Consider the following 13,265-nt stretch of genomic DNA (forward strand, 5'->3'; position numbering starts at 1 on the left):
ACCTGTTTCAGCGCGCATCATTACGCAGCCTCACTTGCTGGTTCAGCGTCATCATGACACCCGGCTCGCTCTGACTATGGCCACTGACTTTGATTGCAACAGAGTGCCCTCCGCTACTATCAGCCAGTAAGCTAAACCGAACCTCGGTGAGTTTGACGTCCGTTTTCCAGGTCAGTGACTCTCGCAGGTAGCGGCCATGGCAGCTGGGAGTACCATAGAAATATTTGATAAAATACAATGTGTTGTTAGCAAACACATATCCTCTGACTTCGGCGGTATCAGTTTGATCAAAATGACCGTCGTTATCAGCATCAGTACGGGCGATCAGGCAATGCTCATCCAGATCGCGCACCGCCTGGAACGAAAAGGGGCATTGCGTTTCATGATCTGTGCAGCCACCCTGGCCAAGAGCCGACGTCGCCTTGCCATTAAAACCGGCCCGACGGATATCATCACTGAGTAGGTGTGCAACCGTTGCCAGCTCGTTACGTAACACAGTCATTTTCAACGACAGTTTGCTGGCCCCCAAAGTGGCAGCAAACAGGCTGGTAGCTGCCAGCATCACCAGCAACCCCAACGCCATGGCCACCATCAGCTCACTGAGACTGTTACCTGACTGCCGTTTATGGCTCAGCATACGCAATCTCCCTTTGCATCCAGCAGGCAGGTGCGAACACGTGCTAACGCTGACACCAGCACACAGCGCCCTTCATCTTCCCCTGCCATCTGCAAATTAAAGCGACCGGCATTCAAGCCACCACTGAGACTGCCAGCCCCGCGATTTCGCGCTTTCAGTACGACGGCGTTGTCGCGAAAGTTAGAAGTAACGGTAATGTGCGGGTAACGCTCGCTACCTACAGTGCGAATAAGGGCAGGATTTCCCAAGGTACAGTTGGCTTGCTCAGAGGCCATTGCCAGCGCGTCACAATCGCAATCATTGCCGCGATTTAGCGCAGTGTCGGTTAAACCGGCACACCAGCCACCTCGGTGTGACAAAAAGACAGTGATGTCTCGGCCACGGCGAAAAGCTTCCACCTTGGCCATTTGCACCTGACTTCGCAGTGTTTCAGTTGCCTGCTCAAGCTGCCGCTGCTTGTTCAGATGTACATAGGAAGGAATGGCAACCGCCGCCAACACAGCCACTAGCGCTGTGGTTAGCAACAACTCGGGTAATGTCAGTCCCTTTACGTGATGCGAGCGTTCCATCGCCCACCCCCGAAAGTGTCTATATTTTGTTCAACAGTTCCAGTATAGACGCTCAGGCAAGGATGCAACGATGAAAGAAATGCACGGCATTACTCTTTTGGAGTTATTAATTACTCTGGCGATAATGGCCATTATCGCTGTTATCGCCTACCCCAGTTATCAGCAATTTATACTAAAAGGCCGCAGAGCCGAGGCCCAGAGCCAGCTTTTGATGTTGCAGTTGGCGCAAGAACAATACCGCTTACGAAACGGTCTTTTTGCCGAAGATCCTGAACAACTTAGCGTTTTAGATAATCCCTACTATCAGTTTGCCGTCCGAAACGTTGCCGAGACCACCTATACTTTGCAGGCAAGTGCAGTGGGGCCGCAGCAACAAGACACCCCCTGTACAACGCTAACCGTGGATCACAATGATGTAAAAAATCCGCCAAGTTGCTGGTAAGTCACCAAAACCACTGGCAAAGTTGGTTACATCAAGGTAATCAAAAAAGAGTCTGGGGAAGGGATGAAACAACGGGGTTTCACTTTAGTGGAGTTGATGGTGACGTTGCTGGTTGCCGGTATTCTGGTCACTATCAGTTACCCGTCACTGAGTCGTTTCTTCCGGGACAACCAGTTGTCCAGCCAAGCGAGTGAACTGCAGTCCTTGTTGGTTACGGCCCGCAATTATGCTTTGAGTTATCAGGTGCCGGTGGTTGTTTGCCCGCTAAGTGGCAGTAGTTGTACGAGCAGCTGGGGCAAGGAAATTACCGCTTTTGCAGACACCAATGGTAACGGCCAAAAAGATGGCAGCGACGAAACTCTACTGACCATGGGCGCCACCACCCTCACCCGCTACTTCAGCCAAAGCAGTATTCGCTACACCGCCGATGGCACTCTGGCTTCTACACCCGGTACTGTCGAGTTGTGCGAAGGGTCTGACAATACCTTGTATAACGGTGTTGTGATTACCCTGTCAGGGCGCAGCCGCACCGCCACTGACGACAATGACGACGGCGTGCGTGATGATGACGCTGGCGCCTCCATTGACTGTCATTGATCAGCGCGGCGCTTTAGCTTCAAGCGCCCGCGCCCGGGCTGAATGAAAAGCTGTTTTCACAGAAACACACTCGAACACCTTGGTGATGACAGGCTTACCCGGCCAATCTAATTTGGTATGTGGCAAGCCGAACACCAGCGCTTTAGCCTGCTCTTCGCTACGCTTGATAAAGTGGACTATTTTCTCCTGCTTGCCATTGAGTTGCAGGTAGCATTTATATTCTACGCTTTTCGCCTGAGCGCCAGCAGATATAACAACCGCGGCGGCGGCGAACATCAGTTTACCAACACCCATTAGAACTCCCGTTACTGCTGTTTTTCGATGTCTTCTGGCCATTTTCATCAATAGCCATTACTGCACAGTTGCTGTCTTGACTGGCCTGACGGCTAGATGCTGTCGCCGTCAGGGTCAGGCTGTCTGTGCCGGCTGCCGCGGTAATAGTAAAACTGCCTTTAGCGACGGTGTAACCACTGGCAGGGGACCCTAGTTTTGTCAAATCCGCCGTGTAAGTACGATGATCAACCCGGTACTGCTCTTCCAGCGCCGCCAGGCGCATCAGTTCGGTCTGCGCTTCGGCACGGTTAGACTTCGCGATATAGCTGGTATAGGACGGATAGGCAATGGCAGCCAAAATAGCCACCACCGCCACTGTGACCATCAGTTCTATTAACGTAAAGCCTGTTGTCCTTAACGCTTTCATCGTTCACCCACGTAGTAATAAATTCGGCTTGGCGCCATGGAGACATTAATCGGTAATGTCGGACGCGGACCATCCGGCGTGTCGACTCGGCCAACACCAATGATACGGATAACACTGTCACCGTTTGCATCCACCCCTGCATGAACTACCGGTGTATCGGGCAGCTTACCGGGAATATCCACCACGCCCCAGTTGTAGGCATTAAAGCCATGGTGCAAGTCCAACGCATAGAGCCGCCCCATCCCTGGTATCAAACAGGTATCAGAATTAGGATCCGGCACCCCTGGCGGAGTAAAGGTGGTGAAATAAGCCACACCGTCAATAACCAAAGGTGTAGACAGCGCTTTTTCCCCCGTGTGGGTCAAATCGAAGAACCACCCTTCTGACGACCCCAAAGCCAGCTCCTGTGTTTGCCGATCTGCGGCAGTCATGGTGCTGGTAAAGGGCTGACCGCTCATGTCATACAGGTTCGCCAACGTGATGGGTGCCGGTGTATTACTGGCTGTTGCCGAACGAGTAACGATATTGGTATCCCGCAGCATAAAGAGCTTGTTCGAGACGGTTGTCCCCAATGGATCGGGGCGCTTACCACTGCCCAGTAGCACCGCGTCGAAAGGCAACAGCTGAGTAGTAACTTGCGATGACGTGCTGCCATCCGGGTTTGTAACCGTGGTTGTTACCGTTTGCGTGTATTGTGTTTGTACTACCGTCGGCCCGGAATAGAAGCGGCGATCGGTTGCAGTACCGGAAGTCCCCCCCAGGCTAGCCAGTTTATAGACCGTCCAAGGGTTAGTACCAAACGGCTGGGCTGAAGGCATATCCACCCGCCAGATATTACCTGCTGTATCACTGAGGTAGAGACGGTCGATCAAGCCATCCCGATCACTGTCCAGCGCGGCCACCTTGTTAGGAATGGAAGCCGTAAAAGGCACCTGCAAATTGGTCGCACTGGTGGCTGCCGGGGTGGCACTCCACACCAAGGCACCAGTTTTGGCATCGACAATAAAGACTCCCCTGCCGGAGGTTGCCGATGTGGCCGCACCACTGTCTGTTGCTGGATCATAACCAGCCCCAAAGATAAGCACTGGCCCCGTATGGCCCGGGATATGAGCAATCACTGGCACAGACCAGGTTTGCCCCAGTTCGCTCATCCCGGCACTAGTATTGTCAATTCGCCATAGTCGGGAAGGGCTGTCGGGGTTACTGATATCCAAACCATAGTAGGCGCGGCCACCGCGGCGCTGGCCTATGTACGCCCAGACTTTATCGCCGTCCGAGGTCTCAATGATGCCGTTGTCGTTATGGTCATAGACATAAGCCGCCGGTGACAAGTCCATGGAGTAAACCTTGGTGTCACTCTCGCTGTTCACCCGCAGCTTATAAGCCTTATGGAGTTCCTTAAACGGAAAATAGGCCCAGTTCTCTTCAACAGTGCTGCCATTATCCTGGAACATCTCGACAGAACCCTGATTAGTCCCTACCAACAGATGCACATTGGCCTGATTGCCACTGGCGCCATAGTTAATGGCCAGTGGTTTTGAGTGCAATGGGTCCCCCATCAACTCAGGGCGAATATCGGTAGTTGAGCCGTCCTTGTTGTCGTCATCCACGTCATAGCCGTACAACCAGTTCATGGTGTTGTCGATTTCGGAATCAGGCATATCCAGTAAGGTTGCTAAGTCAGCCTCACTGGCAGCATTTTTTAACAGAGCACTGTGCGTCAGCGCTTCAATGCCGTTAGGCGTGTCGGTGAGGAGCTTGCGGGTCTTACTTTTCGCCTGCGCCACCATGTACTGGTTGACACCACCAGCACGGGTGTCATTACCGTCAACGACGGAGCTCCAGAACGTTTGTGCCGTTTCATCAATATCACCGGACGCAGTAATGGCACTTTTACCATTCACATCAACAATGTCATTGTTGTTAGTGACTTCCAGTTTTTTGATGTTACCTATCCAGCGGGGACCCGCTGACGGCAAAAACATGGCGTAGTAGATGGAATTCAGCGAGCGCGTCCGGTCAAAGTTGTTAGCAGCGATTGAAGGCGAAGTGAACGCAGATGACTTAGTCGACACCTCGGCAATGATTTTTTGCAGGGCAGCACTCAGATCAGAGGCTTTACTGGCAGCAAAGTATTTACCACCCCCCACCTTGGCTGCTTCTTTCAAAATGGGTTCGGCACTATCTCCTTGGTCTAAACCAAAGCCAACTGTGTATAAATCCGTGGTCTGAGTTCCTGCCAGGTTCGGATTCAAGTCATGCGTATGCATCCATGCTGCCAGAGGGGGCAACATGGTGGTATCAGTGTAAGTGCCACCATTCCAGCCCGAATAGCTGTAGGTGTAAGGACCTCCTACACCGGGCAACGCACTGACTGCATTGTCGGCGCGATGATCTTTGGTCGGCTGACCATCAGTAACCAGCACCACATAGATTTTATCCTGGCAGGTAGTGAAAGGAGAGATATAGGTACCGCCAGAATCAGCAGTAGAATCCTTAGGTGGATCTAATTTTGCCTCATTATGATTACCAAACCAGACCGCTTCACCACCGAAGTATTTTTTCACTTCATACATGGTTTCACACAGCGGCGTGAAGGTATCAGCACCCAGAGCATTAACCGTACTGATAAAGCCACTAAGGTCACTACGATCTTTTATGCGCTTAACTACCCGGCCACCGGAGTCTTCCGAGGTGGTCAAATCATCTTTATTGTTTTCGTTAAAGACAACCAAGCCGTAATCAACACCCGGAGACGAGTTAATTAAATCACTGACGGCTTCTTTCGCTACTTGTAGTTTGGATTTTGGACCATCCAACCAGCCCGCATCAATCTGTGCCATGTAGCGCAAATAGTTGGCTGTAAACAGGGTAAAACCGGTGCGATTACGATAAAAGTTCCAGAAGTCGCTTTGATAGAAATCAGTCGTATAGGGGTCTTGGTTCTTGGCAGGGGTCGTACGTGGCCAACCAGAGCTGTAACCCGCCGCATTAGTGCTGTCATGATTCATAAAATCATCAAGACAATCTACTACCGGCTTGTTACCCAGCCCCGAGTTGTTTGGCAAAGGCAACCATTGCCCAGACTGCCCCTGATATTTCACATACTTGATGACGCCAGAGTAACGCCCCTGATTGGCTAAGGGGGTCAAGCTGGCTGCACAGCCGTTCTCCAGTACATTAAAACGCCGCTTTTTGGTATCGAAGTCGGCTAACGGGGGTACTTCAAACGAGCCAGTTAATTCACTATTAGGAATGTAATAAACAATATCGTCCTGATACTGATGTGCAGCATCAACAGGTGCATAGGTTTTCGTTGGGTCGTACTGGTCATAGGCCGTGTCCATCATGTCGCCCATGGATCCAGAGTTATCAAAAATAATCAGCACCTGCGGCCGATAATTCGTCACCCCACCATTACGCAATACGTATAGATCAATATCTTCCGAGTGAGCCGGTGGCGCTGCCAGAATCGGCAGCAGCAAAAATGCCACAAAAACGAGAAAACGGTTCATTTGTCAGCTCCCTGTGGGTGCAACCAGCGGTTGAGAAATACCATTGGTGACGGTTAACTGGCCCAGGCCTTTACGACCAAAATTGACCTGCGAGCTATCACGAAAGTGCCGGCAAACAAAAGTACCGGCGCTTGTTCCCCGTTCCGCTCGTGGGCATGGGCCTTCCACTTCAAACTGTATTGTTGCCTGACGAGGGGCACCAGTTGAGTCACTAAGACCGGTATTGACGTTAAAGCCACCGGCGTAATTGCCCAGATCCTGCAAAAAAGCCCGGGTGGTATCGGCGTTGAGTAACACGTCATCCAGCACACCATTTGCCGTTTGCAGGGCATTGGTGCGATCGGTTACCGCACCCGACATTTTCACATCCATGGCGCTATTGGACAGCAGTGCTACGCCAAGTACGGTAATGATTAACAGGAATACCAGGGCGACAAAAAGCACCATGCCATGTTGAGTTCGCTTCATACCGGGCCTCAGTTGTTTACCTGCTGATACTGCGGATTAGGCAGGTTGATGGTGGTCTGAACCAGCAACCGCCGGAAATGGTCCGCCGGTGTATAAGCCGCCTGATCACCTAAGGTATAGCTGAAATTACCACTAAAACTGGGGTCAGCCTCACGGGCTCTGGCCAGAATATACAATCGCGCTGACACCACCCGTTGCCCTGTCGAACCAATCCAATCAGCATCAGGCATAGTATCGGCGCTTGCATAAAAATTCGCCAAGGCATCGCCGTCGGTATCGATCCCATACATGACATGAAACCGTTCAATGCCTTCAACCAGGGTTTCATCGGCCATGTGCACGCCAGTAGCATCAACCGTCAGATAACGGCGCCGCAGCACCGGTATGGTACGAGTGCCCCGTGTTTCATTGGCGATGTAGTAAACATGATGGAGATAAGGAAAGTATTGGCCATCGGGAATGCCTGCGGGAAAGACGGGTGCCGTAGTGCCTGGCCAGAAGCGCACCTGTGTGCTGTTCACCAGGGCATAGAGCCGATCATTACGCCAGGTAGCCGCCGTGGCCGGCGGCCCTGCCAAACGCTTGACCTGTAAAATGTCAGTGCCGGTAACTGGGCTGAAGGTAGGGGTGCCACTGCAGACCATAGGGTTGGTGCCGGCAATTCCGCCCCAGAGCATGGTAAAGCTGCCCGCTGGAGCCGTGTTACGTGGCAAGGAGGCATTATTAACACCGCCACCAAAGCAATCATTGCCCACCACGACGCCGTTGAGGTCGGTGTTAGTACCCACCACCAGCGGTGCACCTAAAGGCCCAAGCATGTTCGCCTGGCGCAAGTCTTCGCTGATCAAGCGCATGGCAAAACTGGCCGACTCCTGCAACTCACCAATCTGGTCGGTAGAACGCACCCCGGTTTTAGACGCTACAAAGACGGCGGAAATGGCCGCCGCCATGATCAACCCCAGCACCATGGCAATCATCAGTTCAATCATGGAAAAGCCGCGCTGCCTTACCATACAACGCTCCTTACCTGAACTTGTCGGCGCCGGTTTGAGGCGGTGCCACAGCTACCATCAATGGCGCCATCAGAAGTACCATGCAGGCTCTGCCAAGACACTGTGACCGTCATAATATTGGCCGCTACAGTAACGCAGCCAACTGCATCTTCCAGCACCGCGACGTTATTACCGCCTTCTTGTGTGGCGCCCCCCAACAGCTCTTGGTACCACTGATACTTGTCCCAGTCAGCCAGGGCGGTATTGGTGCAGGTACTGCCACGGGTACAGCTGGCTACCGCCGTCACCGAATGACCGGTGCCGATAGTACCGGCATAGCTGGCCAGCTGGATCGGGTTACCCCGCGCCCGTTCGATGTAATCATTGGCCAGGCTCATGGCCTGGGTACGTTCCAAAGCGCCAAAACTGCCACGTTTGGCGGCCAGCTGCATGGCCACGGCACCAAGAATGCCGAAACTCAATACAACCAACGCTACCAGTACTTCCAGCAGAGAAAAGCCTTTGGAGCGTCGACAGGTCCCCTCAAACACTGCCTTCTCCCGGCACGCTCAGTGCACTGTTAATATCAGGTTAATCTACCAGCGGTTCGACTGCCTGGCAAAAAAATGTCGCCAACTAGGCGACATTTAAAACGCTAATTTTATTAATGCCTTAGCGCAAATCTGCGGGCACTGCAAAGACGATATTTTCTTCTCTGCCTTGGGTTTCAGTCACCGTGTCCGCCCCCCATTCACGCAGTTTTTCAATCACTTGCTGCACCAATATCTCCGGCGCAGAGGCTCCGGCAGTAACACCAACGGCGTTGACGCCAGCAAGCCAGCTTTTATCTATATTATCTGCTGCATCAATGAGATAGGCCGTAGAGCCAACTTTCTCAGCCAGCTCCCGGAGGCGGTTGGAATTGGACGAGTTTTTCGCGCCAACCACTAGAACCAGCTGAGCCTGGTGCGCCAGTGCCCGCACCGCATCCTGGCGATTTTGGGTGGCGTAGCAGATATCATCCTTGCGGGGGCCTTCAATTTCCGGGAAGCGCTGACGCAAGGCGTCAATCACATCAGAGGTATCATCAACAGACAGCGTGGTCTGGGTCACGAAACAAAGGTTAGCGGCATCCTTGACCTGCAAGCGGCTTACATCCGCGGGGGATTCCACCAGATAAATGCCACCCTCGGCATTGTGATACTGCCCCATGGTACCTTCCACTTCCGGGTGTCCGGCATGGCCAATAAGGATGGTTTCCATCCCCTTTTTAGAGGCTCGGGCCACTTCCATATGCACTTTGGTGACTAACGGGCAGGTTGCATCAAAAACACGCAGGCCGCGCGCTTTCGCTTCATTGCGTACCGCCTGTGACACCCCGTGGGCACTGAAGATGACAATGGCATCATCCGGCACTTCGCTGAGTTCATCGACGAATACAGCGCCGCGGTCTCGCAAAGAGCCCACCACATATTTGTTATGGACCACTTCATGGCGCACATAAATGGGCGCGCCAAACAGCTCCAGCGCCCGTTCAACGATGCTGATGGCGCGGTCAACGCCAGCACAAAAGCCACGAGGATTGGCCAAAAGTACCTGCATCAGTCAGCTACCTCTACAATTTCCACCTCAAAGGTGAGCTTCTGGCCCGCCAGCGGATGATTGAAATCGACCGTCACGGAGTTACCCGCCACAGCGCGGATAATGCCCGGAATTTCGGCGCCATTGGGCTGTTCAAATAACATCACCGCGCCTTCTTCCGGCACTTCGCCAGCAAACTTTTCCCGATCAACATGATAGATGTTGTCAGGGTTGGGCTGGCCAAAAGCATCTTCTGGCTCCAGCTCAAACGTCTTTTGCTGACCGGCCACCAGGCCCAGCAGGCACTTTTCAAAGTTTTCGGTCAGGCTACCATCACCCATGCGAAACTTTGCCGGTTTACCGCTCATGCGGGTACTGTCGGCGGCGCTGCCATCACTGAGCTTGATGGTGAAATGCATCACCACCTGGCTGTTGCCTGTAATACTGTTACTGCTCATTTGCTCTTCTCATCTTTGCGAAAGGACGCCAGCACCAGCAGCACGGCGCCCATACAGATGGCGGAATCAGCGACGTTAAACGCCGGCCAACTCCACTGGCCCAGATGAAAGTCGAGAAAATCGACCACAAAACCGTGGATCATCCGGTCGTACAGGTTACCTAGGGCACCGCCTATGACCAGCGCGCTGCCACCGGCCTGCAAAAAGTCTTTTGCTGGTAACCGCCGCATCCAGATCAGCAATGCCAGGCACACCGCAATGGCCAGCCCGGTAAACAACCAGCGCTGCCAGCCACCGGCTTCGCTTAAAAACGAGAAGGCCGCGCCATAGTTGCGCACATAGGTAAGGTTAAAAAAGCCGGTGATCACCTTGCGTTCAAAGAGCGCAAAGTGATGCAGCACCGCGTATTTAGTGGCCAGATCAACAGCGATCACTACTGCCGTCAGCCATAACCAACGAAGACCGGTAGACATCATACGAAATGGCGCTCCTCACCCTGACCGTCGACATTACTGACACAGCGCAGGCAAATGCTCGGATGCTCGGGGTTTTGCCCGACATCACTACGGTGATGCCAGCAGCGCTCGCACTTTTCACCTTCAGCACGTTCAACCTGCACGGCCAGGCCGGTAATTTCGCTGCTCTGCCAGGCCTCTGCGTTGCTGTCAGTACTGAGACTGGCAGCAGACGTCAGCAAGGCAAAGCGCAGCTCATCACCGAGGCTGGCCAAGCGCTCATGGAGTACGGTGTCGCAATACAGTGTCACTTTGGCATCCAATGGGCCGCCGATAAGACCGTTGTTACGCGCCTGCTCCAGGGCTTTATTGACTTCGTCACGAACGCTGAGCATTTGCAGCCAGAAGCCATCACCCAGCTCAGCTTCGTCAGCAAGGCGCTGTAAACCGCTGAACCATTCGGCAGTGAATACAAAGCGGCCACGCTCGCCCGGCAGCGCTTCCCAGATCTCCTGGGCGGTAAAGCTGAGGATCGGCGCCATCCAGCGCACCAGCGCTTCACTGATGAGATACAGCGCACTCTGGCAGGAGCGGCGTGCGTTGGAATCGGCCTTGGCGGTGTACTGGCGGTCTTTAATCACATCCAGATAGAAGCTGCCCAGTTCAATGGAGCAGAAATGCATGAGCTTCTGATAAACCACATGGAACTGGTAGCTGTCATAGGCCTGGATAATATCCTCTTGCAGCTGCGCGGCGCGGCTCACCATCCAGCGGTCCAACGCTACCATCTCATCCAACGCTACCATATCGGTGGCCGGATCAAAGCCGCTCATATTCGCCAGCAGGAAGCGGCCGGTATTACGGATGCGCCGATAGGCATCCGCGGAACGCTTAAGAATTTCATCGGAGACCGTCATCTCGGCGGTGTAGTTGCTGGAAGCCACCCACAACCGCAGGATATCCGCCCCCAAGGCATTCATGACTTTCTGCGGGGCGATAACATTGCCCAGTGACTTAGACATCTTGCGGCCTTTGCCGTCGACGGTGAAGCCGTGTGTGAGCAACGCTTTATACGGCGCATGGCCATCAATGGCACAACCGGTCAGCAGCGAGGAGTGAAACCAGCCACGGTGCTGATCTGAGCCTTCCAGGTACAGATCGGCCACCGGCCCTTGCTGATGCGCCAACGGATTTGAACCACGCAGCACGTGCCAGTGAGTGGTGCCGGAATCAAACCAGACATCCAGGGTGTCACTGATCTTGTCGTAGTCAGCGGCGTCATCACCCAGCAACTCACCGGCGTCGAGCTTGAACCAGGCTTCAATACCACCCTGCTCTACCCGCTGCGCTACCGCTTCCATCAGCTCCAGCGTGCGCGGGTGCTGCTCGCCGGTAGCTTTGTGCAGGAAAAAGGGAATTGGCACGCCCCAGTTGCGCTGGCGTGAGATACACCAATCCGGGCGGCCGGCAATCATGTTGTGCAGCCGTGGTTTACCCCAGGCAGGCACGAATTCGGTCTGTTCAATGGCTTCCAAGGCGCTCTCGCGCAGGGTTTTGCCATTACTGCCCTGCACGTCCATCCCCACAAACCATTGGGCGGTGGCACGGTAAATCACCGGCGTTTTGTGACGCCAGCAATGCATGTAGCTGTGATTGATCCGCTTGTGTGCTAGCAGATTGCCACTCTCGGCCAGCTTTTCGACAATTTTCGGGTTGGCATCCCAGATTTTCAGGCCGCCAAAATACGGCAGGTCATCCACATAAACACCGTCACCCTGCACCGGGTTAATGATGTCGTCATTGCTCATACCGTAGTGCTTGCAGGTGTAGAAGTCGTCTTCACCATAAGCCGGGGCGGAATGGACAATACCGGTACCGGCGTCCATTTCGACGTAATCAGCCAGAAAAACCGGTGAGTAACGCTCATAAAGCGGGTGTTGAAAGCGAATGTTTTCCAGGCGCTCACCCGTGCTGGTAGCCAACACCTGGCCTTCCAGACCGAAACGGGCCAGGCAGTCAGCCACCAGCTCGCTGGCCAGTAACAGCAGGCGCTCGCCGGTATCAACCAAAGCGTAGTGATGTTCCGGGTGGATATTCAGTGCCTGGTTAGCCGGAATGGTCCACGGGGTGGTAGTCCAGATCACCACCGCCGCCGGTTTGGGCAAGCTGTCCAAACCAAAAGCGGCTGCCAGTTTGTCGCTGTCGGCTACCGGAAAGGCAACATCAATGGCATCCGATTTTTTATCCTGATATTCCACTTCGGCTTCGGCCAAAGCGGAGCCACAGTCAAAGCACCAGTTCACCGGTTTCAGGCCTTTAAAGACGTAACCGGCCTCCACCATTTTTGCCAGCGCCCGGATCTCGCCGGCTTCATTGGCATAGTTCATGGTCAGGTAGGGTTTGTCCCATTGCCCGAATACGCCCAAGCGTTTGAAATCAGCCATCTGGCCTTTGACTTGTTCAGCGGCGTAAGCGCGCGACAGTTCGCGGGTTTTCTCACCGCCGAGCTGTTTGCCGTGCAGCGTTTCAATCTTGTGCTCAATGGGTAGACCATGACAGTCCCAACCCGGCACATAAGGGGCGTCAAAACCGGCCAGGGTTTTGGACTTCACAATGAAATCCTTGAGGATTTTATTGACAGAGTGGCCGATGTGAATGTCGCCGTTCGCATACGGAGGGCCGTCATGCAGAATAAACTGATCCCGGCCAGCGCGGGCCTGACGAATGGCCTCGTAAATGCCTTCGGCCTCCCACGTTTTCAACATATCGGGCTCGCGCTTGGCCAGGTTGCCGCGCATCGGGAAGGCCGTTTCCGGCAAGTTCAGGGTGGCTTTGTAGTCACGCATGTTCG

At 53.8% G+C, this 13,265-nt stretch carries 14 protein-coding genes; 2 read left to right on the top strand and 12 right to left on the bottom strand.

Going from position 1 to position 13,265, the window contains the following annotated elements; translation table 11 throughout:
* Window positions 1-7: 7 nt before the first annotated feature.
* Window positions 8-637 carry a prepilin-type N-terminal cleavage/methylation domain-containing protein gene (locus WDB70_RS11245; RefSeq protein WP_406664358.1) on the bottom strand — a complete coding sequence of 210 codons (630 nt, stop codon included), beginning with the start codon at window positions 635-637 and terminating at the stop codon, window positions 8-10.
* Window positions 631-1,206, bottom strand: coding sequence for a Tfp pilus assembly protein FimT/FimU (locus WDB70_RS11250; protein ID WP_406664360.1), 576 nt, complete (start codon window positions 1,204-1,206; stop codon window positions 631-633). Before WDB70_RS11250 ends, WDB70_RS11245 begins: the two co-directional genes overlap by 7 nt.
* Before the next feature lie 70 nt (window positions 1,207-1,276).
* On the opposite strand from WDB70_RS11250, the gene WDB70_RS11255 reads away from it, so the two are divergent.
* A complete protein-coding gene (locus tag WDB70_RS11255) occupies window positions 1,277-1,648 on the top strand; it encodes a type IV pilin protein (protein WP_406664362.1) in 372 nt (123 codons plus the stop codon).
* A gap of 63 nt (window positions 1,649-1,711) precedes the next feature.
* Window positions 1,712-2,245 (top strand): GspH/FimT family pseudopilin, encoded by a 534-nt coding sequence (locus WDB70_RS11260; RefSeq protein ID WP_406664364.1) that lies wholly within the window; start codon window positions 1,712-1,714, stop codon window positions 2,243-2,245.
* Here the strand turns inward: WDB70_RS11260 and WDB70_RS11265 are convergent, their stop codons facing one another.
* The 10 genes from WDB70_RS11265 to ileS form a co-directional block, all read right to left on the bottom strand.
* The gene (locus WDB70_RS11265) at window positions 2,246-2,539 is read right to left on the bottom strand and encodes a TapY2 family type IVa secretion system protein (protein WP_406664366.1); all 294 of its coding nucleotides are present in this window, start codon (window positions 2,537-2,539) and stop codon (window positions 2,246-2,248) included.
* Window positions 2,526-2,945, bottom strand: coding sequence for a type IV pilin protein (locus WDB70_RS11270; RefSeq protein WP_406664368.1), 420 nt, complete (start codon window positions 2,943-2,945; stop codon window positions 2,526-2,528). The genes WDB70_RS11265 and WDB70_RS11270 overlap by 14 nt, the downstream gene beginning before the upstream one ends.
* Window positions 2,942-6,460, bottom strand: a complete 3,519-nt coding sequence (locus WDB70_RS11275; RefSeq protein WP_406664370.1) for a hypothetical protein — start codon at window positions 6,458-6,460, stop codon at window positions 2,942-2,944. Before WDB70_RS11275 ends, WDB70_RS11270 begins: the two co-directional genes overlap by 4 nt.
* Before the next feature lie 3 nt (window positions 6,461-6,463).
* Entirely contained in the window at window positions 6,464-6,928 is a 465-nt protein-coding gene (locus WDB70_RS11280; RefSeq protein ID WP_406664372.1) for a PilX N-terminal domain-containing pilus assembly protein, read from the bottom strand.
* A gap of 8 nt (window positions 6,929-6,936) precedes the next feature.
* Entirely contained in the window at window positions 6,937-7,941 is a 1,005-nt protein-coding gene (locus WDB70_RS11285; RefSeq protein WP_406664374.1) for a PilW family protein, read from the bottom strand.
* Window positions 7,935-8,471, bottom strand: coding sequence for a type IV pilus modification protein PilV (gene pilV, locus WDB70_RS11290; RefSeq protein WP_406664376.1), 537 nt, complete (start codon window positions 8,469-8,471; stop codon window positions 7,935-7,937). The genes WDB70_RS11285 and pilV overlap by 7 nt, the downstream gene beginning before the upstream one ends.
* A gap of 121 nt (window positions 8,472-8,592) precedes the next feature.
* Window positions 8,593-9,522 (bottom strand): 4-hydroxy-3-methylbut-2-enyl diphosphate reductase, encoded by a 930-nt coding sequence (gene ispH / locus WDB70_RS11295; protein ID WP_406664378.1) that lies wholly within the window; start codon window positions 9,520-9,522, stop codon window positions 8,593-8,595.
* Window positions 9,522-9,959: an FKBP-type peptidyl-prolyl cis-trans isomerase gene (fkpB, locus tag WDB70_RS11300; RefSeq protein ID WP_406664380.1), complete on the bottom strand. Its 438-nt coding sequence runs from the start codon at window positions 9,957-9,959 to the stop codon at window positions 9,522-9,524. Before fkpB ends, ispH begins: the two co-directional genes overlap by 1 nt.
* A complete protein-coding gene (gene lspA, locus WDB70_RS11305; protein ID WP_406664382.1) occupies window positions 9,956-10,435 on the bottom strand; it encodes a signal peptidase II in 480 nt (159 codons plus the stop codon). The genes fkpB and lspA overlap by 4 nt, the downstream gene beginning before the upstream one ends.
* Window positions 10,432-13,260, bottom strand: a complete 2,829-nt coding sequence (gene ileS / locus WDB70_RS11310; protein WP_406664384.1) for an isoleucine--tRNA ligase — start codon at window positions 13,258-13,260, stop codon at window positions 10,432-10,434. Before ileS ends, lspA begins: the two co-directional genes overlap by 4 nt.
* Between the last annotated feature and the right edge of the window lie 5 nt (window positions 13,261-13,265).

The sequence above is a fragment of the Gallaecimonas aegicerasi genome (assembly GCF_045291545.1).
In the GTDB taxonomy this organism is placed as follows: Bacteria; Pseudomonadota; Gammaproteobacteria; order Enterobacterales; family Gallaecimonadaceae; genus Gallaecimonas.